We start from the raw sequence: 19,576 nt of genomic DNA on the forward strand, positions 1-19,576 counted from the left end.
TCGTCGCCGGTGAGCCTGCGTCGCGGTCGGGACCGCGGCGTTCTCAGTCGTCGGAGGTCATGCGGTAGCCGACGCCGCGCACCGTCTCGATGAACCGCGGCGCCACCGTGCTGTCCGCGAGCTTCCGTCGCAGGTTGGCGAGATGCACCTCGATCGCACGCTTGTCGGCTTCGCTGACGTAGTAGGCCGTGATGTAACTCTCGCCACGGAGCATGAGCGCGAGATCAGCCTTGCTGCGCACCCGACGACGGGACTCCATGAGTGCCTGCAACAGGTCGAACTCGCTCCGGGTGAGGTCCACTTCGGTGCCGTCGACCTCGACGATGCGGGTCGCCGAGCTGAGCTTCAGACCGCGGTGGACGAGCCACCCCTCGCCGTCGTCAGGCGCCGCGGCGACCGGTTGCATGATGATCGGGACGACCGACTGACCGACGGGCGCGACATGACGCGCGACGGTCTCGTGCACGATCGTGGGGTCGGGCGACGACATCTGCTGCTGCAGCGGCGGCGTGGCGACCTGGGCCGGCGCGGCCGGAGCGGCTGCAGCCGGCGCCACCGCGGTCGGAGCCGGTTGTGCCGGTGCCACAGCGGCGACGGCCGGAGCATCCCCGTTCGCGCGAGGCCGACGGAGCATCGCCTCGATGCGGGCACGGAGCTCGCGCGGACGGAACGGCTTGGTCATGTAGTCGTCGGCGCCGGAGTCGAGGCCCTGCAGGGTGTCGATCTCGTCGCCGCGCGCGGTGAGCATGACGATGTAGGTGGAACTGATGGCGCGGATGCGCTTGGCAGCCTCGAACCCGTCGATACCCGGCATGCTGACGTCGAGGGTCGTGACGAGGGGGTTGTGCGTCCGGACCGCCTCCACTCCGTCGAGACCGTTCGCTGCGGACACCGTCTCGAAGCCGGCCTGCTCCAGGACGGTCTCGAGCAGTTGGCGGATGTCCGCGTCGTCTTCGATGACGACCGCGGTACGACGTTCGCTCAGCTCTTCGGTCACGATGCCCCTACCCGTTCCACCCGTCAGCGACGTGCCGGATGTGGCCGGTCCCGACTCACCACGCGCTGAATCCCTTGGCCAGTTGCACGGCCTGCTCCGGCCACCATACCCCAGCAAGGGGGCCACCGTTGCACGCTCCGTCGCTCTCTCCGGGGGCTTTCACCCAGAGGTTCGCGTCGAGGTGTTCGGCCTGCGCGGTGAGGGGCTGTTGTCCCACCGTCCGGCCGGACGGATTGCACCACTCGCCGTTCGAGCCGCTGCCGTTCCGAGAGGTGTCGATCACGTAATGGGCGCCGTCGAGGAGGCCGCTCAGCTCCTCCGCATAGGCGATCTCGTCCTCGGTCGTGTTGTAGTTGGAGACGTTGGTGGCGAAGCCGGTGGCGTCGGCGACACCGGCTTCCCGGAGGAGCTCGGCCATCTCGGCGGGCGGACGCCAGTCGGAGTGCCCACCGTCGAGGTACACGGGGACGGATGCGTCCGCGAACTGCTCGGTCGCGGCTTCCAGTTGCCGCATCCGCGCGGTGCGGTCACCGCAGTCCGGCGCGAGCGCGACGGCATCCGGTTCGAGGATGACGGCGACGCGGTGATCCGCGACGGCGGCGACGATCTCGGCGACCCAGTCCTGGTACTCGTCACTCGACAGCCCACCTGCGGACTGGTTGCCGCAATCCCGCTCCGGGATGCCGTAGACCGTGAAGACCGGCATGGAACCGGAGCGCTCGGCGGACCGGACGATCTCGGAGACGGTGTCCCGGACGGTTCCCATCGGGTAGCGCTCCGGCACGAGCCAGATCGCGGTCGGCTCCGCCGCGAGCCGCTCCGCCGCTGCGAGCTGTTGGGCGACATCGGTCGGGTCGCCGTTCGAACCACCGCTCGTCCCGGCCGTGGCGGACGTCGTCGGTTCCTCGGTCGCGGCCGCCGGATCGGCCGCGGCGGCGCGAGCGGCCAGCGAGGACGGATCGACGTACAACTGCGCGCCGTCGAACGGGCCGGCGGCGGCGTTCGGAACACGGCTCACGAGCGACACCGCGAGGGCACCGCCGGCGAGGAGGACGGCGACGACGCCGAGGGCGACTGCCGTCCGGGCACGTCGTCGGTCGCGGGGTGTTCTCGGCACGGATCCTCCTGCATGGTCATCCGCAATTGTGCCCGACATTCCTGCGGTGCGGTGTCGATTCCCGCGAATCCGTGCCCCGAGTGGGGGACGGATTCGCTCAGTGGCCGCATGGACGGCCCCACGACGCGCCGAGCTCCGCGAGCGACCCTCACACTGGGACTGCACACCAGGGCTCCCACCGCAACGTTGTCCGGATCGCCGCTGCTCCCTACCCTTGATGATCGGGGCGACGCAGGGTCGCCCGCCCGGCCCGAGGAGCGCACACGTGAGCACGAAGACCATCCCCACCTCCGACGCGGCGGCCGGTGACGCCCCCGCGAAGGTCATTCCCTGGGTGCTCGGGCCCTCCCTCGTGATCATCCTCGGTGTCGCGCTGTTCTCGATCCTGCTTCCGAAGCAGGCGGAGTCCGTCTTCAACGCGATCCAGTCCGGCATCATCGGTGGCCTCGGGTGGTACTACGTCCTCCTCGTCGCGGCCTTCGTCATCGTGGCGATCGTCTTCGCCGTGTCGAAGTTCGGCGACATCAAGCTCGGCAAGGACGACGACGAACCGGAGTTCTCGCTCCTGTCCTGGTTCTCCATGCTCTTCGCCGCCGGCATGGGCATCGGCCTCGTCTTCTACGGTGTCGGTGAACCGTTGACGCATTTCCTCGAGCCGCGTCCCGGCGTCACGGGATCCGAGCAGTCCCTCGCCCAGCAGGCGATGAGTCAGACGTACCTGCACTGGGGCCTGCACGCTTGGTCGATCTATGCGGTCGTCGGCGTGGCACTGGCCTACGCCGTGCACCGGAAGGGACGACCGATGTCGATCCGCTGGGCGATCGAACCGCTCCTCGGCAAGCGCGTGCAGGGCGGCTGGGGCAACGCGATCGACACGATCGCCGTCATCGGCACCGTCTTCGGCGTCGCGACCTCACTCGGGCTCGGTGTGCTGCAGATCTCCGCCGGACTCGGCTACACGGGCATCGCCGAGCCGAACATCCTCACCCAGGTCATCCTCATCCTCGTGATCACCGGGGTCACGATCTTCTCCCTCGTGTCCGGTGTGCACAAGGGCATGAAGTGGCTCTCGAACACCAACCTCATCCTCGCCGGGCTCCTCCTGTTCTTCGTCCTGTTCGCCGGCCCGACGCTGTTCCTCCTGCGCGAATGGGTGCAGTCGATGGGCGCCTACCTCCAGAACGTGGTCGGACTCACCTTCAACGTCTCCGCGTACCAGGGCGCTGCTGGCGAGGCCTGGCAGTCCTCGTGGACGACCTTCTACTGGGGATGGTGGATGTCGTGGGCGCCCTTCGTCGGCGTCTTCATCGCCCGCATCTCGAAGGGGCGCACCGTGCGGCAGTTCGTGCTCGGCGTCCTGCTCGTCCCGACCCTCGTCACCTTCCTCTGGTTCGCCGTGCTCGGTGGCACCGCCATCATGCAGTCGCTCGAGGGTCGTGACTTCAGCGGCGCCGACGGCCCGGTGGATCTCAACACCGCCCTGTTCAACATGCTCGCAGGCCTCCCCGGCGGATCGATCGCGACCGTCGGCGCCCTGCTGCTGATCCTCCTGTTCTTCGTGACCTCGGCCGACTCGGGATCGCTCGTGATGGGCATGCTCACCACCGGCGGCACGGAGCCGCGGAACCGGGTCCGGATCGCCTGGGCGCTCGTGACCAGCCTCCTGGCCATCTCGCTGCTCATCGCGGGCGGGCTCGCGTCGATGCAGACGGCGGCCATCATCACGGCGCTGCCGTTCAGCGTCGTGATCATCCTCATGTGCGTCTCCTCGTTCAAGGCCTTCGGCATCGAGGTGCGACGGGAGCAGCGGGCGAAACGTCGCCTGTTCGCCGCAGAGCTCACCGAGAGCGTGTCAGCGGACGTGAGCGAACAGCTGTCCGATCAGGTCTCCGAACAGGTCACGGAGCACTTCGGGACGATGACCGCCCAACTCGACCTCCGGCAGCTCGCCTCCCCGGACGCCCCGGGAACATCGGCCGCGTCCCCGGACCCACAGCAGCATGACCCGAAGCAGCGCCGCTCGAAGGACTGACCAGGCGGCTCAACCGACGGGGAAGCGGTCCGAGATCCAGGCCGCTTCCTCGGCGGTCGGCGACCACGCCGAACCGGCCGCGGCGTTCGCGCGGATCTGCCCCGGAGTGGTCGCGCCGGCGATGACACTCGAGAGCCCGTCCTGGGCGAGCAACCAGCCGAACGTCGCCTCCAGCATGGAAATGCCGCGTTCGTCGCAGAAGGCCTGGTAGGCCTCGATCGCGTCCCAGGGCGCCGTGTCGAGCAGGTGCTTGCGCTGGCGCATGATGCGGCTGTCCGCCGGCCCGCCGTCGCGGGAGAACTTCCCCGTGAACAGGCCGTTGTAGAGCGGGAAGTACGGAAGGAAGCCGACGCCGGCGGCGCGCATGGCCGGGAACAGCTCGCGCTCGGCGCCCCGGACGAGCAGGCTGTACTCGTTCTGGGCCGAGATGAAGGCCGGGTGGCCGGCGGTGCGCGCCGCCCAGTCCGCCTCGGTCAGCTGCCAACCGGCGAAGTTCGAGTGGCCGGCGTAGCGGATCTTCCCCTCGTGGACGAGTTCGTCCAGGGCGGCGATCGTCTCCTCGATGGGCGTGAACGGGTCTGGGGTGTGCAGCTGGTAGAGGTCGATCCAGTCGGTGCCCAGGCGGCGGAGCGAACCCTCGACGGCGAGCCGCACGTAGCGACGGGAGCCCTTGGCACCCCAGTTCGGGATCGGGCTCTCGTAGTCCACATGGCCGAACTTGGTCGCGAGGACGATCTCATCCCGCCGTCCGGCGATCGCCTGCCCGAGGAGCCGTTCGCTCAGCCCGTACTCCCGGCCGTAGATGTCGGCGGTGTCGAAGAGGGTGATTCCGGCGTCGATCGCGGCGTCGACGACGGCTCGCGTGCCGTCCAGGCTCTCGGTGACCGTGCCCTCGCGGCCGAAATTGTTGCAGCCGATGCCGACCGCTGAGACGAGGAGGCCGCTGCGACCGAGTGGGCGATAGCTGAGATCAGACATGCGTCCAGGCTAGCCCGAGCGTCCTCCACAGGCACCCGTCGGCCCCCGACGCCGCGGCCAGGCCCACGTGACGCATCGCGCCGATCACGGGCTTCCTACGCTCGGTGCATGACCACACACCTCACCATCACCGATCCCGTACTCCCCTGCTCCGTCATCGCCGACCCGACCGCCGAGGGCTTCGTCAGGATGCCGACACCGCTGGGGCGGATCGAGCTCCGCTCCGTCGACGACGCGGTCTCAGCCGTGCGCTTCGAGCACCACGGGCGACTCCCACTCGACGGGGTGGACGAACGCCCCACCGCGGTCCTCCTCGACGCCGCGGAGCAGATCGACGAGTACCTCCGCGGACGACGCACCGTGTTCGACCTCCCACTCGTCACGACCGGCACGCCGTTCCAGCAGGCGGTCTGGTCGGCGCTCGGCGAAGTGCCGTTCGGCGACACCATCGGGTACGGCGCCCTTGCGGCCGCGGCCGGTGCCCCGCAGGGCGGCCGGGCGGCCGGCCAGGCGGTTCGGGCGAACACCATCGCGCTCCTCATCCCCTGTCATCGCGTCCTCGGAACCGGGCGGATCGTGACGGGCTATTCTGGCGGAGACGGGCCAGCCACAAAACGCTGGCTCCTCGACCACGAAGGGATCCCGTACCGCCGATGAGTCCAGCCTCCCCGACCATCGTCGGCACCGACGGCCTGACCCGCTGCGCTTGGGCCGGGACGGACACGGAGTACCAGCGCTATCACGACGAGGAGTGGGGCGTGCCGCTCCACGGACAGCGGCAGGTCTTCGAGAAGATCAGTCTCGAAGGGTTCCAGGCGGGGCTCTCCTGGATCACGATCCTTCGGAAGCGACCGGCTTTCCGGGAACGGTTCCACGGCTTCGACCTCGACGCCGTCGCAGCCATGACGGAGGCTGATGTCGAGAGCCTGCTCGATGACGCCCGGATCATCCGGCACCGCGGGAAGATCAACGCGGTCATCGGCAATGCCCGCACCGCCCTCGAGCTGGGCGACGACCTGGACGAGCTCCTCTGGAGCTTCACTCCCCCGTCACGGCCGGCCCGGTTCGCCCAGTGGACCGAGGTGCCTGCGGTGACCCCTGAGTCCACCGCGCTCAGCGCCCACCTGCGGAAGCGCGGCTACCGGTTCGTCGGCCCGACGACGATGTACGCCCTCATGCAGTCCGGAGGCCTCGTCGACGATCACCTGGTCGGCTGCTGGCGCTCGGAGAGCGCTCCCTGATCCGAAGGGGTCAGACGACGAGGGCGAGCTCGGTCGCCCGACCGTCGTCGGCACGGGCGTGGACGTCGAGCACCCACCCGGTCGATCGCGCCCAGTCGAGCAACGAGTCGACATCAGGGTGGTCGACGCCGGCCTCCAACAGCGCGCGGGTGAAACGGCCCTTGCCCTGTTTGTTGAAGTGGTTGAGCGCGCGACGGCGGCCATCGTCGCCGACCGTGAGCACGCGCAGGTAGACGGCACCGACGCGGTCCGGCAACGGCCCGAGCGCCGCGTAGCCTTCCGAGCGCAGGTCCAACAGGACACCCGGGACGGCGTTCAACTCGCGGGCGACGGGCCCCGCCCAGTGCCGCTTGAGCACGAAGCCCGGGAGCCTGGAGTCGTGGGAGAGCCGATAGGCCGGAATGGGATCGAGCGCGCCGACCGGGCCGAGCAACGCCGAGTGCACGACCAGGTGCTGAGCGGCGAAGCGTCGGGCGTCTGCTGGGAGTGTGGCGGCTTCGAGCGCGTCGTACAGCACCCCCGTGTACCGGTCGATCGCCGGCATCGTCGCTGACGTCGCCGCCACGCGGTTGCGCTGGACCTCGCCGAGCTGCTTGGGGCCGAGCTTCAGAGCCTTCACCGTCGCAGCCTCATCGCCAGCGAGCGACACCAGGGCGTCGAGGCAATCGTTCCGGGACGAGGAGAGCCCTGGAAACCGCAGCAGGGCGGTGTCCAGGGCTCGTCCGTCGCCGCCGTCCCGCTTCGTCTCCGAAGGGGGAAGGAGGATCAGCACCGAATCAGGAGCTGGTCACGAGCGTGGCGTTGCCGGCCACGACGGTGACGGTGTTGTTCTCGACCGACAGGAAGCCGTCTTCAGCGTTCGCGACGATCTTCGAGCCGTCTTCGAGCGTGACACGGACCTCACCGGCGGCGAGGATGGCCAGCATCGGCTCGTGGCCGGGCAGGATTCCGATCTCGCCGTCGACGGTCTTCGCGATCAGCTGGCGTGCCGGGCCCGACCACACTTCGTGGTCGGCCGCGACGACGCTCACGGTCAGAGGAGCGGAGGCCATGACTAGCCGTTCTCCTTCTGGATCTGAGCCCACTTCTCTTCGACGTCGGAGATGGCACCGACGTTGAAGAAGGCCTGCTCGGCCACGTGGTCGAACTCACCCTTAGCGATGGCGTCGAACGACTCGATCGTCTCCTTGAGCGGAACGGTCGAACCCTCGACACCGGTGAACTTCTTCGCCATGTAGGTGTTCTGCGAGAGGAACTGCTGGATCCGGCGCGCACGCGACACCGTGATCTTGTCTTCCTCGGAGAGCTCGTCGACACCGAGGATGGCGATGATCTCCTGCAGTTCCTTATTCTTCTGGAGGATCTGCTTGACCGTGGTGGCGACGCGGTAGTGGTCGGCACCCAGGTAGCGGGGGTCGAGGATACGGCTCGTCGAGGTCAGCGGGTCGACGGCCGGGTACAGACCCTTCGACGCGATCTCACGGGAGAGCTCGGTCGTCGCATCGAGGTGCGCGAAGGTGGTCGCCGGTGCCGGGTCGGTGTAGTCGTCCGCGGGGACGTAGATCGCCTGCAGCGAGGTGATGGAGTGACCACGCGTCGAGGTGATGCGCTCCTGGAGGAGACCCATCTCGTCGGCGAGGTTCGGCTGGTAGCCCACGGCGGACGGCATGCGACCGAGCAGGGTCGACACCTCGGAACCGGCCTGGGTGAAGCGGAAGATGTTGTCGATGAAGAGCAGCACGTCCTGCTTCTGGACGTCGCGGAAGTACTCCGCCATCGTCAGCGCGGAGAGGGCGACGCGGAGACGCGTTCCCGGCGGCTCGTCCATCTGGCCGAACACGAGGGCCGTCTTCTCGAAGACACCCGCCTCTTCCATCTCGTGGATGAGGTCGTTGCCCTCACGGGTGCGCTCGCCGACACCGGCGAACACCGACACACCACCGTGGTCCTGCGCGACGCGCTGGATCATCTCCTGGATGAGGACGGTCTTGCCGACACCGGCACCACCGAAGAGGCCGATCTTGCCGCCGAGGACGTACGGCGTCAGGAGGTCGATGACCTTGATGCCGGTCTCGAAGAGCTGCGTCTTCGATTCGAGCTGGTCGAACGACGGCGGCTGGCGGTGGATCGGCCAGCGCTCGGTGATCTCGATCTGCTCGCCGGGCTCGGCGTTGAGCACCTCGCCGATGACGTTGAAGACCTTGCCCTTGGTGACGTCGCCGACGGGCACCGAGATGGGTGAACCCGTGTCGGTGACCTCCTGGCCGCGGACGAGGCCGTCCGTCGGGTTCAGGGCGATGGCGCGCACGAGGTCGTCGCCGAGGTGCTGTGCGACCTCGAGCGTGAGGACCATCGTCTGCTCGCCGATCACGACGCTGGTCTTCAGGGCGTTGTAGATGCCCGGGATCGCGTCGTGCGGGAACTCGATGTCGACGACCGGGCCGGTGACGCGGGAGATGCGGCCGACGGCGCCGGCCTTCACCTCTGCAGCGCCCTGCTCGGCAGTTGCGGTGGGAGTCATGTTCTTCTCTTCTCTGTCTCTACAGATACGTGTGCGTGTTGCGATGACTAGGACGAGAGCGCGTCTGCGCCGCCAACGATTTCGGAAATCTGCTGGGTGATCTCGGCCTGCCTCGCGTTGTTGCGGAGGCGGGTGTAGTCGGTGATGAGCTTGTCGGCGTTGTCGCTGGCCGACTTCATCGCCTTCTGCGTCGCGGCGTGCTTCGCGGCGGAGGACTGCAACAGCGCGTTGAAGATCCGGCTCTCGATGTAGTTCGGGAGCAGCGCATCGAGCACGCTCTCGGCATCCGGCTCGAACTCGTACAGCGGCAGCACAGCGGTGTCGGTGGGCTCCTCGACGCCTTCGACGACCTCGAGCGGCAGGAGACGGACGACCTCGGGGGTCTGCGTCATCATGCTCACGAGGCGGTTGTAGACGATGTGGATCTCGTCGACGCCACCCTCGGAGGCGTCCGTGAGGAACGCCTTGAGGATGGACTCGCTGATCTCCTGCGCCGTGGCGAAGTCGGGGTTCTCCGTGTTGCCGACCCACTCCCCTGCAGCCTGCATCCGACGGAACGTGAAGTAGGCGACGGCCTTCCGGCCCACGAGGTAGTGCGTGACGTCCTTGCCCTGGCTGCGCAGGAGCTCGGTCAGCTCGGCGGCCTCACGGAGGACCTGCGAGTTGAAGGCGCCGGCGAGGCCTCGGTCGGATGCGAACACGACGACCGCAGCCCGCTCAACCTTCTCCGGCTCGGTCGTGAGCACGTGGTCGACGTTGGAGTACGTCGCGACGGCGGACACGGCACGAGTGATCGCACGAGAATAGGGTCCGGATGCCGCCACCCGCGCCTGCGCCTTCTGGATGCGCGACGCGGCGATGAGCTCCATCGCCTTCGTGATCTTCTTGGTCGTCTGCGCAGACTTGATCTTCTGCGTGTAGACCCGGAGTTGAGCGCCCATGGACTAGCGGCGACCCTTCACGATCTTCTCCTGGTTGACGTCTTCAACCGGGAGCTCCTCGACCTGCTCCGAACCGAGGGCAGCGCCCTCGCCCGTCTGGAACTCGAGCTTGAACTGGTCGACAGCGGCATCGAGCTTCGAGACGGTGTCGTCGTCGAGCACGTTCGTGTCGCGCAGCGTGGTGAGGACCTCGGTGTTCCGCCCCAGGTAGTCGAGCAGTTCGCGCTCGAAGCGGAGGACGTCCTCGACCGGGACGTCGTCCAGCTTGCCCTTGGTTCCGGCCCAGATCGAGACGACCTGCTCCTCGACGGGGTACGGCGAGTACTGCGGCTGCTTGAGCAGCTCGGTGAGGCGAGCGCCACGGGCGAGCTGACGGCGGCTGGCCGCGTCGAGGTCGGATGCGAACATCGCGAAGGCCTCGAGCGAGCGGTACTGCGCCAGCTCGAGCTTCAGCGTTCCGGAGACCTTCTTGATGCTCTTCACCTGAGCATCGCCACCGACGCGCGAGACGGAGATACCGACGTCGACCGCGGGGCGCTGGTTCGAGTTGAAGAGGTCGGACTGGAGGAAGATCTGGCCGTCGGTGATCGAGATCACGTTGGTCGGGATGTACGCCGAGACGTCGTTGGCCTTGGTCTCGATGATGGGCAGACCCGTCATCGAACCGGCGCCGAGCTCGTCGGACAGCTTCGCGCAGCGCTCCAGCAGACGGGAGTGGAGGTAGAAGACGTCACCCGGGTACGCCTCGCGTCCCGGCGGACGACGGAGGAGGAGGGAGACGGCACGGTAGGCCTCGGCCTGCTTCGACAGGTCGTCGAAGATGATCAGGACGTGCTTGCCCTCGTACATCCAGTGCTGACCGATGGCCGAACCGGTGTACGGAGCGAGGTACTTGAAGCCGGCCGGGTCGGACGCAGGCGAGGCGACGATCGTCGTGTACTCGAGCGCGCCGGCCTCTTCCAGCGCACCCTTGACGGAGGCGATGGTCGAGCCCTTCTGGCCGATGGCTACGTAGATGCAGCGGACCTGCTTGTTGACGTCGCCCGACTCCCAGTTCGCCTTCTGGTTGATGATGGTGTCGATCGCGATCGCGGTCTTGCCGGTCTGGCGGTCGCCGATGATCAGCTGGCGCTGGCCACGGCCGACGGGGATCATGGCGTCGATCGCCTTGATGCCGGTCTGGAGCGGCTCGTGCACCGACTTGCGCTGCATGACGCCGGGAGCCTGGAGCTCCAGTGCGCGGCGGCCGGTGCTGGCGATCTCGCCGAGGCCGTCGATCGGGTTGCCGAGCGTGTCGACGACACGTCCGAGGTAGCCGTCGCCGACGGGGACCGACAGGACTTCGCCCGTGCGGGTGACGTCCATGCCTTCGACGATCTCGTCGAACTCACCGAGGACGACGACGCCGATCTCGTGCTCGTCGAGGTTGAGCGCGAGGCCGAGGGTGCCGTTCGCGAAGCGGAGGAGCTCGTTCGCCATGGCGCCCGGGAGGCCCTCGACGTGGGCGATGCCGTCAGCGGCATCGATCACGCGTCCGACCTCGGTGGCCGCGGCGGTGCCGGGCTCGTAGGCCTTGACGAAGTCCTTGAGAGCATCCCGGATCTCGTCTGGGCTGATCGTGAGTTCTGCCATCATGTTCCTTTTGGTTGTGGAACCCGGGGGTTCCGAGAGGTGCGATCCGTCAGGATCAACGTCTTGAGTTGTGGAGACCGTCGGGCCGGTCTCCGCGCTGCACGGGCCGTTATCCGGCCAGTTGCAGACGGAGGTCGTTCAGTCGGGCAGCGAGGCTGCCGTCGATGACGTCGTCCCCGAGCTGCACGCGCAGTCCACCGACGACGGCGGGGTCGATCACCTGGTTGATCTTCACCTGACGGCCGTAGGCCGTGGCGAGGTGGCGCTCGAGGCGCTGGAGCTGCGACGCCTCGATCGGTGCGGCTGCCGTGACCGTGGCGACCGCGAGGCCCTGCTGGTCGGCGACGATGCCTGATGCGTACCGGAGCAGTTCTCCGATCCGACGGTCTCGCGGCTGCTGCACGAGCTGACCGACGATGCTGACGGTCTGCGGGCTCGCCTTGCCCGCGAGGAGGGACGCCGCGAGGGCACCCTTCGCAGCGGACGAGCCGAGCTTGCTGCTGAGGGCCAGTTCGAGCTCGTGGTTGCTCGACACGAGCTTCCCGAACTCGAACAACTCGGCCTCGATGTCGCCCTGCGCACCGGCGGAGATCGAGGCGGCCCGGAGGCCGAGCTCCTCGATGCCCGCGAGCAGGTCGGCCTCGCTGGACCAGCGGCCGGAGACGACGGTCTGCAGCAGGCCGAGCGCCTGAGCGCTCAGCTGGGTGCCGAAGATCCGCTCGACGACGGTGCGCTTGGCACCGGCGTCGGCTGCGGGGTCGCTGAGCGCCGCGCTCAGGTGGCTCGAGCCGCCGATGGCCCGGCCCGCTGCGAACAGTCCGTCCGCGGTGGCCAGATCGGCCCCGGCGCCGAGGGCGGCGAGGGCCTCCTTCGACGAGGCGAGTGCTTCTCTGGTCGCGCTTCCCATTACTTGGCTGCCTTCTCCGACGCTTCGAGGTCCGCGAGGAACCGGTCGACGACCGCCGTGGCCTTCGCGTCGTCGTTCAGCGTCTCGCCGATGACGCCACTGGCGAGGTCGAGCGCGAGCGTGCCCACCTCGGCACGCAGCGACACGACGGCCGCCTGACGCTCGGCTTCGATCTGTGCCTGAGCGCTCGCGGTGACGCGAGCGGCTTCGACCGTGGCCTGCTCCTTGAGCTCGGCGAGGATCGTCTGACCCTCGACACGAGCCTGCTCGCGGATGCGGCCGGCTTCCTGACGGGCCTCGGCGAGCTGAGCGTTGTACTGCTCGAGCGCCGCTTCGGCCTGCTTCTGCGCTTCATCGGCCTTGGCGATGTTGCCCTCGATGGCCGCTGCGCGGTCGTCGAGGAGCTTCTGCACCTTCGGCAGGACCAGCTTCCAGAAGAAGCCGAGGATGATGATGAAGACGACGGCAGACCAGACGATGTCGTAGACCGCTGGGATGAGAGGGTTCGTCGGTGCGCCCTCTTCAGCAGCGATGATCACTGCATCAAACATCTTGCCTCCTTCGGAGATGTGAAAGGGGGCTTAGACGAAGATGAAGTAGGTCGCGATGCCGATGAAGGCGAGCGCCTCGGTGAAGGCGATACCGATCCACATGAGGACCTGGAGACGACCACCCAGCTCGGGCTGACGCGCGGTGCCTTCGATCGTCTTGCCGACGACGATACCCACGCCGATGGCGGGGCCGATGGCTGCGAGACCGTAACCGACCGTCGCGATGTTTCCTTCAAGGGCGGCGAGAACGGTAGTTGCGTCCACGTTTGTTTCCTTCCGTTGGGTGAGACCTGGCGGGTGCCGGGCTCGATTAGTGCTCTTCTGCGACCGCGAGCTGGATGTAGACCGCGGTGAGGAGGGTGAAGACGTAGGCCTGGAGGACTGCGACCAGGAGTTCGAAGAGGGTGAAGACGAGGCCGAAGGCCAGCGTCCCGACACCCATCAGGGCGAACCATCCGCCGAGGTTCACGATGAAGAACTGCGTCGCCGCGAAGAACAGGACGAGGAGCAGGTGCCCGACGATCATGTTCATGAGGAGTCGGAGCGTCAGCGTGAGCGGGCGGATGACGAAGGTCGAGATGAGCTCGATCGGCGTGACGATGATGTACACCGGCCACGGCACCCCGGAGGGGAAGAGGGAGTTCTTGAAGAACTTGCCCGGGCTCTTCTTGATACCGGCGTAGATGAAGGTGACGTAGGACACCAGCGCGAGCACCAGCGGGACACCGATGACCGAGGTACCGGCCAGGTTCAGCCCGGGGATGATGCCCGTCAGGTTCATCGCGAGGACCATGAAGAAGATGGTCGTCAGGATCGGCAGGAACCGGAGGCCGTCCTTCTTGCCGAGCAGGTCTTCCGCGATGTTGACGCGGACGAAGCCGAGCCCCATCTCGGCGAGGCTCTGCGCACGGCCGGGGACGAGGCGCATCTTGCGCGTCGACAGCCAGAAGAACAGGAGGAGGGCGATCACCGCGATGAACCGGATCAGGATGACCCGGTTGATCGCGAAGGGCGTGCCCTCGAAGAGGATGATGTCGGGGAAGAACTCGTCGATCGACGGACCGTGGAACTCGCCATCTTCGGCGGCCATCGGTGCGATCAGGTGCACGGCGTTAGCGAACAGCACGTATCTCCAGTTTCGGGGGCGTGGAGCAGAGCTCTCGCGGCGACGAACAGGGGGGATGTCTCCTCGCCGCACGCCGAAGCGGTGCTAGTGGGAGGATTCGTTGACGAGTCTAGCAAGGAAACCGGGCCCCGACGAACCCAGGGGTGGTATTCCACGGCGATATTCCGAGCCGCGACCTCGACTGCGACCCGGATACCGGTTCCGGCATGCTCCCGCGCGACCTGGATGTGTCCGCAGCGTCAGCCCTGGTCGGAGTCCTGCGGCGACGCCTTCGGGAGGATGTCGTCCGAGACGTAGGGCACCCGCACCTTCGCCGCCACGACGGCGTCGATCACGAGCGATCCGACGACACCGACGATGACGCTCCCGAACAGGATCGGTGCGTTGACCCACGGCTGGTCCTTCAGGATGAAGCCGAGCACGAGGAAGATGACGAACTTCACGAGCCAGCTGCCCATCACCACCCCGAACAGGATGCCGACGAAGAACTCCTGGCCGGACCAGCGGTTGGCGAAGAGGATGCTCACCGAGGTGATGCCGAGGAACACGAGCGCCATCGCGGTGCCGATGAGCGCACTCGTCAGCCCGCGGGAACCGTCGACGCTCCAGCCGACCACTCCCCCGACGACGGCGATCACGAGCGCGAGGAGCGCGCTATATCGGAGCGCCGTGCGGAAGACCCGGTTGGCGCTCACGTGCGAGCCGGCCTGGGCGGGAGGAGTCATGGGTGCTGGTCCTTCTTGGCGAGAGAGTCGAGGGTGTCGAGGGTGTCGCCGCTCACGGGCGCCTCGGGGTCGCGCTGCCCGGAGGCCTCGTCGAGCCGATCGTACAGCGCCGACCCGGGAGCCCCCTCAGCGCCGGCGGCCACGCGCTGCGCGAGCCGGTCGGCCCGCCTGCGGCGACCGATCGGCAGGAGCGTGAACGCCGTGCAGGTGACGACGCCCACGGAGACGAAGAGCACGGCCAGCCACGTCGGGGCGGCGAAGAACGCCAGGCATCCGACGGAGATGACCACCGTCCAGCCGTAGAAGATCAGGACGGCGTGCACCTGGCTGTGACCGAGGTCGAGCAGCCGGTGGTGCAGGTGCATCCGGTCCGCGCTGAACGGCGACTTGCCGGCCCGGAGACGACGGAGGACGGCCAGGACGAAGTCGGCGAGCGGCACGACCAGGATGGCGAACGGCAGCAGGATGGGGATGAACGCGGGCAACAGTTGCGTGCGGCCCAGGGCGGCCGGGTCGACCTGGCCGGTCACGGCGGCTGCGGAGGTCGCCATGAGCAGCCCGACGAGCAGCGCACCGGCGTCGCCCATGAACAGTCGGGCGGGGTGCCAGTTGAGCGGGAGGAAGCCGAGACAGGCGCCGACGAGGATCGCGGCGATCAGCGAAGCGAGGTTGAAGTAGTCGCTCGCCCCGGTGGAGGTCACGAGCAGCTGCGTGTAGACGAAGAACACGGTGTTCGCGATGACGGCGACACCGGCGACGAGCCCGTCGAGTCCGTCGACGAAGTTGATCGCGTTCATCACGAGCACGATGGCGAAGACCGTCATCGAGAAGGACACCCACGACGAGCCGACCGTCAGGCCACCGATGGGCAAGGAGTAGATCTGCACACCGAGCCAGGCGACGAGCCCTGCCGCCATGAACTGTGCGGCGAGCTTGATCATCCAGTCGAGGTCCCACAGGTCGTCTGCGACGCCGATCCCGACGATGAACAGGGCGGCACCGAGGATCGCGAGCACCGGCTCCGGATCGGCGAACACGAGGTCGAAGAAGGGCAGCTGCCAGGCCACACCGAACGCGACGAGGATGCCGATGAACATCGCGACCCCGCCGAGGCGCGGCGTCGGCGTCTGGTGGACGTCCCGCTCGCGGATCGGTGGGTGGAGACCGTACTTCACACCGACGCGCCGCGCGAGGTGGGCGAAGCCGAAGGTGATGCCCGCGCTCACGACGAGCACGATGAGGTACCCGGAGAACTGGTTCATGGTTCGCGCGACTCGGGGAGCAGATCGCCCACCACGTCGCGGATCGCCTCGCGGGAGACGGCTCCGTCGCGCAGGACGACGATCCGTTCGTCGGCCGTGCCGAGTCGGGTCGCGTCGATGATCGTCGACGACTGCTCGCCGCTCTCGCCGCCGTCGAGGTAGACCGAGACCGAATCGCCGAGCATCTCGAGCGCGGCAGCGGCGGACGTCGCGGCCGATCGGCCGGTGAGGTTCGCCGAGGAGACCGCGAGCGGGCCGGTGTCCTGCAGGAGTTCGAGGGTCACCGGGTTCGACGGCATCCGGAGCGCGACCGTGCCTGCGGTCTCGCCGAGGTCCCAGGCGAGCGACGGCTGGGCCTCGAGCACGATGGTCAGGCCTCCGGGCCAGAACGCCTCGACGAGCCGGTGCACGGCATCGGGCACGGACGCCGCCAAGGCCTCGAGCGTGTTCACACCGGAGACGAGGACGGGCGGCGGTGACTGCCGGGTCCGACCCTTCGCGTCGAGCAGGCGCTGCACCGCGGCCGGGGAGAACGCGTCGGCGGCCACCCCGTAGACCGTGTCGGTCGGGAGCACGACCAGCTCACCCCTCGCCAGGGCCGTCCGCGCCAGGCGCATCCCGGCGAGCAGCTGCGCGTGATCCTGGCAATCGAAGGTCTGCGGCATGTGGTGGGTCCTGGCTGAACGGGGCCGCCGATCGGTGATCAGTCGGCCGGATGATCGGGGTGACGACGCTCAATCATAGCCTCGGGCGTCTTCCGAGCAGTCTGGGCAGGCACAGGTAGACGGCGAGGACGAGCAGGACACCGAGGACGGCGAGGACCTGGAGGGGCCACGCGCCCGTCGCGACGACCACCCCGAGGAGCCCGGTGGCGAGGGTCGCGACGCTGACGACGGCGGTGGACCCGAGGTGGCCGAGTCCGCCGGCGGCGAGACGCTGGTACGCGTGGCTGCGATGCGCCTCGTGCAGCGGCTCCCCCCGCCGCCAGCGCGCGATGATCGTCGTGCCGGTGTCGGCGACGTACACGAGGACCGGGCCGATCAGCGCGACGAAGGAGATGCCGCTGAAGGCCGCGTAGATGGCGACCGCGACGAGGGAGCCGCCGAGGAGGTAGCTGCCGACGTCGCCCAGGAACATCCGGCGCCGAGCGAGGTTCCACGGCAGGAACCCGAGGAACGCTGCCGCCACGACGAGGCCTGCTGCAGTGACGCCCGGGAGACCGGCCACGGTGCCGAGGCCGGCGTAGAACCCGCCGACGACCGCGCCGTGCATCGAGGAGATGCCGTTGACGCCGTCCATGAAGTTCGCGATGTTCGTGTAGGCGACGAGCGCCACGATCCCGAGCGGGATCCACCAGAAACTCGCGGCCATCGAGACGACGAGCACCCAGGTCGCCACGAGTCCGAGCACGACCTGCAAGCCGAAGCGCACCCGGACGGGGAGTCCGCGGACGTCCTCCACGGCTCCGATGGCCGCGTTGACGATCGACACGGCGGCGACGATCCAGAGCGGCAGGCTGTGGAGCAGGACCGCGGCCGTACCGAGACCGACGGCGACCGCGAGCGCGACGCCGATCCCTCCCCCGCGGATCGTCGGGGTGACGTGCATGGATCGGTGGTTCGGGGTGTCGACGACCGCCCGACGGACGAGGATCGGGCGGATGGCGAGCTGGGACAGCAGGCTCACGACGAGCGCGAGCACCCCCGCCAGGATGGCAACCGTCATTGCACCAGGTGGTGGGTGCCGGCGCCCTCGTCGGCGATGGTCTCCCGCCAGACGGCGATGTCGAGGAGTGCCGGGTCGAGCGGCTGGATCCGCGTGTGCGAGACCTTCGGGTGCTTCGAGCGGTCGGCGATCTCGTCGGTGTCGATGAGGACCTCGTGCAGCTTCTCGCCGTGCCGGAGACCGGTGTACACGATCTCGACGTCCTTGCCGGACGCGGCGATCATGCGCTTGGCGACGTCGAGGATGCGGACCGGACGGCCCATGTCGAGGATGAGGACCTCGCCCGGGTCGCCGATCGCGCCGGCCTGGATGACGAGCTTCGACGCCTCGGGGATCGTCATGAAGAAGCGGGTGACGTCGGGATGCGTGACCGTGACCGGGCCACCGGCCTCGATCTGGGCGGTGAACGCCGGGATGGCGGAGCCGCGGCTGCCGATGACGTTGCCGAACCGGACCGAGAGGTACCGTGCGTCGGTCTCCTGGGCGCTCATCCAGGCGGTGAGCTTCTCGGCGATGCGTTTGCTGTAGCCGAGGACGGTCGTCGGGTTCGCGGCCTTGTCGGTCGAGATGTTGACGAAGGTGCCGACGCCCACGGCTCGTGCCGCGTTCAGCACGTTCAGGGTGCCGAGGACGTTGTTCTTCCAGGCCTCGTCGGGGTACTGCTCGAGCATCGGAGCGTGCTTCAGCGCTGCCGCGTGGAACACGACGTCGGGACGGCGGTCCTCGAAGATCTCCATGAGCGAGGGGAGATCGCGGATGTCGGCGAGCACGACCTCCTTGGTGTCGAGCAGACCGTGTCCGGAGATCGAGAGCTGCGTGGTGTGGAGGCCCGTCTCGTCGCGGTCGAGCAGGACGAGCTCCGCCGGACCGAACTGGTTGACCTGCCGGGCGATCTCGGAGCCGATGGATCCGCCGGCACCGGTGACGAGCACGCGCTTGCCGGTCAGGTACCCCGCGATGCTCTCGACCTGCAGGTCGACGGTGTTGCGGCCGATGAAGTCCTCGACGTTGAGGTCGCGCAGGCTCGGCGCGCTCTCGCCCGTCCCGGGAGCCAGCATCGTGTCGATGGGCGGCACGACGAGCACCCGGAGCTTCGCCTCGTCGGCTCGCTCACTGACCTGGCGGATGAAGTCGTTGTCGACGTCCGCGATGCTGATGATGAGCGCCTGCGCCCCGGTGCGCTTGACGGCCGCCACCAGGTCGGCTCCCGTGCCGACCACGGCGACGGAGGCGATGCGGAAGTTGCGCTTCGAGGGGTCGTCGTCGATGACACCCACCGGGAGGTAGGGCGACTGCGGGTCGCGCATGAGCCGAGGGATGATCGACATCCCGAGCGCACCGGCTCCGTAGACGAGGACGCGCTGCGCCTCGATCGGCCGGCTGCGGCTGTCGACGAAGAGTCGCTTGACGTAGCGCGTGATGCCCATGAAGACGATCGCGAACGGGAACGCGATGACCGTGGTGGACCGTGGAACCCCCCACGCGACGCCGAACACCGCGTTGACCGCGATGAGGATCGCGGTGACGATCAGCGCGACGACGATGAGCTGTTTCGCCTCGTAGAAGCTGCCGAAGCTGTGCAGGCCGTGGTAGTAGCTCCACAGGTAGGCCACGACGAGCTGGGCGACCACGGCGATGACGCACAGGAGGACCGTCCCCACGAGGGCCACGCGCTCGTACTCGAGCTCGAACCGGACGAGCTGGGCGACCACGATGGCGAGCACCCAGCACAGTGCGTCGAGGGCGGTCTTCGCGGCGAAACGAGGACCGGGCGCCTGCGTCCATCTACGGGGGGCGTCGGGGAGCGTGGAGGTCATAACG

Annotated in this window: 20 protein-coding genes; 3 read left to right on the plus strand and 17 right to left on the minus strand. The window is 68.1% G+C overall.

Annotated elements, in window-relative coordinates:
• Positions 1-43 precede the first annotated feature (43 nt).
• Positions 44-997 carry a response regulator transcription factor gene (locus BWO91_RS12300; protein WP_430929504.1) on the minus strand — a complete coding sequence of 318 codons (954 nt, stop codon included), beginning with the start codon at positions 995-997 and terminating at the stop codon, positions 44-46.
• Positions 998-1,052: 55 nt separating this feature from the next.
• Complete coding sequence (locus BWO91_RS12305; RefSeq protein WP_167620473.1) at positions 1,053-2,114, minus strand: glycoside hydrolase family 6 protein; 1,062 nt, start codon at positions 2,112-2,114, stop codon at positions 1,053-1,055.
• 217 nt (positions 2,115-2,331) lie between these two features.
• Between BWO91_RS12305 and BWO91_RS12310 the strand changes: the two genes are divergently transcribed.
• Entirely contained in the window at positions 2,332-4,146 is a 1,815-nt protein-coding gene (locus BWO91_RS12310; RefSeq protein WP_079002751.1) for a BCCT family transporter, read from the plus strand.
• A 9-nt stretch (positions 4,147-4,155) separates the two neighbouring features.
• Here BWO91_RS12310 and BWO91_RS12315 read toward each other — a convergent pair whose 3' ends face one another.
• Positions 4,156-5,124 carry an aldo/keto reductase gene (locus BWO91_RS12315; RefSeq protein ID WP_079002752.1) on the minus strand — a complete coding sequence of 323 codons (969 nt, stop codon included), beginning with the start codon at positions 5,122-5,124 and terminating at the stop codon, positions 4,156-4,158.
• A gap of 108 nt (positions 5,125-5,232) precedes the next feature.
• Between BWO91_RS12315 and BWO91_RS12320 the strand changes: the two genes are divergently transcribed.
• Together BWO91_RS12320 and BWO91_RS12325 are read left to right on the plus strand one after the other, a co-directional pair.
• Positions 5,233-5,781, plus strand: a complete 549-nt coding sequence (locus BWO91_RS12320; RefSeq protein WP_240555487.1) for a methylated-DNA--[protein]-cysteine S-methyltransferase — start codon at positions 5,233-5,235, stop codon at positions 5,779-5,781.
• Positions 5,778-6,365: a DNA-3-methyladenine glycosylase I gene (locus tag BWO91_RS12325; RefSeq protein ID WP_079002753.1), complete on the plus strand. Its 588-nt coding sequence runs from the start codon at positions 5,778-5,780 to the stop codon at positions 6,363-6,365. Before BWO91_RS12320 ends, BWO91_RS12325 begins: the two co-directional genes overlap by 4 nt.
• 10 nt (positions 6,366-6,375) lie before the next feature.
• Here the strand turns inward: BWO91_RS12325 and BWO91_RS12330 are convergent, their stop codons facing one another.
• The 14 genes from BWO91_RS12330 to BWO91_RS12395 form a co-directional block, all read right to left on the minus strand.
• Positions 6,376-7,137 (minus strand): YaaA family protein, encoded by a 762-nt coding sequence (locus tag BWO91_RS12330; protein WP_079002754.1) that lies wholly within the window; start codon positions 7,135-7,137, stop codon positions 6,376-6,378.
• Between the two features lie 4 nt (positions 7,138-7,141).
• Entirely contained in the window at positions 7,142-7,417 is a 276-nt protein-coding gene (locus BWO91_RS12335) for a F0F1 ATP synthase subunit epsilon (RefSeq protein ID WP_064295316.1), read from the minus strand.
• A gap of 2 nt (positions 7,418-7,419) precedes the next feature.
• Entirely contained in the window at positions 7,420-8,886 is a 1,467-nt protein-coding gene (gene atpD / locus BWO91_RS12340) for a F0F1 ATP synthase subunit beta (protein ID WP_064295315.1), read from the minus strand.
• A gap of 47 nt (positions 8,887-8,933) precedes the next feature.
• On the minus strand, positions 8,934-9,827 hold the full coding sequence (locus BWO91_RS12345; protein ID WP_064295314.1) for a F0F1 ATP synthase subunit gamma: 894 nt from the start codon (positions 9,825-9,827) through the stop codon (positions 8,934-8,936).
• A gap of 3 nt (positions 9,828-9,830) precedes the next feature.
• A complete protein-coding gene (gene atpA, locus BWO91_RS12350; RefSeq protein WP_071262368.1) occupies positions 9,831-11,459 on the minus strand; it encodes a F0F1 ATP synthase subunit alpha in 1,629 nt (542 codons plus the stop codon).
• Between the two features lie 109 nt (positions 11,460-11,568).
• Positions 11,569-12,366, minus strand: coding sequence for a F0F1 ATP synthase subunit delta (locus tag BWO91_RS12355; RefSeq protein ID WP_071262369.1), 798 nt, complete (start codon positions 12,364-12,366; stop codon positions 11,569-11,571).
• On the minus strand, positions 12,366-12,917 hold the full coding sequence (locus BWO91_RS12360) for a F0F1 ATP synthase subunit B (protein ID WP_064295311.1): 552 nt from the start codon (positions 12,915-12,917) through the stop codon (positions 12,366-12,368). Before BWO91_RS12360 ends, BWO91_RS12355 begins: the two co-directional genes overlap by 1 nt.
• A gap of 30 nt (positions 12,918-12,947) precedes the next feature.
• Positions 12,948-13,181 carry an ATP synthase F0 subunit C gene (atpE, locus tag BWO91_RS12365; RefSeq protein WP_064295310.1) on the minus strand — a complete coding sequence of 78 codons (234 nt, stop codon included), beginning with the start codon at positions 13,179-13,181 and terminating at the stop codon, positions 12,948-12,950.
• 46 nt (positions 13,182-13,227) lie between these two features.
• Complete coding sequence (gene atpB, locus BWO91_RS12370) at positions 13,228-14,007, minus strand: F0F1 ATP synthase subunit A (RefSeq protein WP_175117868.1); 780 nt, start codon at positions 14,005-14,007, stop codon at positions 13,228-13,230.
• Positions 14,008-14,282: 275 nt separating this feature from the next.
• Positions 14,283-14,768, minus strand: coding sequence for a hypothetical protein (locus BWO91_RS12375; RefSeq protein WP_064295309.1), 486 nt, complete (start codon positions 14,766-14,768; stop codon positions 14,283-14,285).
• Positions 14,765-16,030 carry an MraY family glycosyltransferase gene (locus tag BWO91_RS12380; RefSeq protein ID WP_079002755.1) on the minus strand — a complete coding sequence of 422 codons (1,266 nt, stop codon included), beginning with the start codon at positions 16,028-16,030 and terminating at the stop codon, positions 14,765-14,767. Before BWO91_RS12380 ends, BWO91_RS12375 begins: the two co-directional genes overlap by 4 nt.
• On the minus strand, positions 16,027-16,695 hold the full coding sequence (locus BWO91_RS12385; RefSeq protein WP_079002756.1) for an L-threonylcarbamoyladenylate synthase: 669 nt from the start codon (positions 16,693-16,695) through the stop codon (positions 16,027-16,029). The genes BWO91_RS12380 and BWO91_RS12385 overlap by 4 nt, the downstream gene beginning before the upstream one ends.
• Before the next feature lie 73 nt (positions 16,696-16,768).
• Positions 16,769-17,755 (minus strand): MraY family glycosyltransferase, encoded by a 987-nt coding sequence (locus BWO91_RS12390; RefSeq protein WP_079002757.1) that lies wholly within the window; start codon positions 17,753-17,755, stop codon positions 16,769-16,771.
• A complete protein-coding gene (locus BWO91_RS12395; RefSeq protein ID WP_079002758.1) occupies positions 17,752-19,572 on the minus strand; it encodes a polysaccharide biosynthesis protein in 1,821 nt (606 codons plus the stop codon). Before BWO91_RS12395 ends, BWO91_RS12390 begins: the two co-directional genes overlap by 4 nt.
• Between the last annotated feature and the right edge of the window lie 4 nt (positions 19,573-19,576).

Origin of the sequence: Plantibacter flavus (genome assembly GCF_002024505.1) — a bacterium.
Taxonomy (GTDB): domain Bacteria; phylum Actinomycetota; class Actinomycetes; order Actinomycetales; family Microbacteriaceae; genus Plantibacter; species Plantibacter flavus_A.

Excerpts from the sequence above, each read along its gene's own strand:
- BWO91_RS12310 (WP_079002751.1), top strand. The coding sequence starts at position 2,332 with ATGATCGGGGCGACGCAGGGTCGCCCGCCCGGCCCGAGGAGCGCACAC.
- BWO91_RS12315 (WP_079002752.1), bottom strand. The coding sequence starts at position 5,124 with ATGTCTGATCTCAGCTATCGCCCACTCGGTCGCAGCGGCCTCCTCGTC.
- BWO91_RS12320 (WP_240555487.1), top strand. The coding sequence starts at position 5,233 with ATGACCACACACCTCACCATCACCGATCCCGTACTCCCCTGCTCCGTC.
- BWO91_RS12325 (WP_079002753.1), top strand. The coding sequence starts at position 5,778 with ATGAGTCCAGCCTCCCCGACCATCGTCGGCACCGACGGCCTGACCCGC.
- BWO91_RS12335 (WP_064295316.1), bottom strand. The coding sequence starts at position 7,417 with ATGGCCTCCGCTCCTCTGACCGTGAGCGTCGTCGCGGCCGACCACGAA.
- atpD (WP_064295315.1), bottom strand. The coding sequence starts at position 8,886 with ATGACTCCCACCGCAACTGCCGAGCAGGGCGCTGCAGAGGTGAAGGCC.
- BWO91_RS12345 (WP_064295314.1), bottom strand. The coding sequence starts at position 9,827 with ATGGGCGCTCAACTCCGGGTCTACACGCAGAAGATCAAGTCTGCGCAG.
- atpA (WP_071262368.1), bottom strand. The coding sequence starts at position 11,459 with ATGGCAGAACTCACGATCAGCCCAGACGAGATCCGGGATGCTCTCAAG.
- BWO91_RS12355 (WP_071262369.1), bottom strand. The coding sequence starts at position 12,366 with ATGGGAAGCGCGACCAGAGAAGCACTCGCCTCGTCGAAGGAGGCCCTC.
- BWO91_RS12360 (WP_064295311.1), bottom strand. The coding sequence starts at position 12,917 with ATGTTTGATGCAGTGATCATCGCTGCTGAAGAGGGCGCACCGACGAAC.
- atpB (WP_175117868.1), bottom strand. The coding sequence starts at position 14,007 with ATGGCCGCCGAAGATGGCGAGTTCCACGGTCCGTCGATCGACGAGTTC.
- BWO91_RS12375 (WP_064295309.1), bottom strand. The coding sequence starts at position 14,768 with ATGACTCCTCCCGCCCAGGCCGGCTCGCACGTGAGCGCCAACCGGGTC.
- BWO91_RS12380 (WP_079002755.1), bottom strand. The coding sequence starts at position 16,030 with ATGAACCAGTTCTCCGGGTACCTCATCGTGCTCGTCGTGAGCGCGGGC.
- BWO91_RS12385 (WP_079002756.1), bottom strand. The coding sequence starts at position 16,695 with ATGCCGCAGACCTTCGATTGCCAGGATCACGCGCAGCTGCTCGCCGGG.
- BWO91_RS12390 (WP_079002757.1), bottom strand. The coding sequence starts at position 17,755 with ATGACGGTTGCCATCCTGGCGGGGGTGCTCGCGCTCGTCGTGAGCCTG.
- BWO91_RS12395 (WP_079002758.1), bottom strand. The coding sequence starts at position 19,572 with ATGACCTCCACGCTCCCCGACGCCCCCCGTAGATGGACGCAGGCGCCC.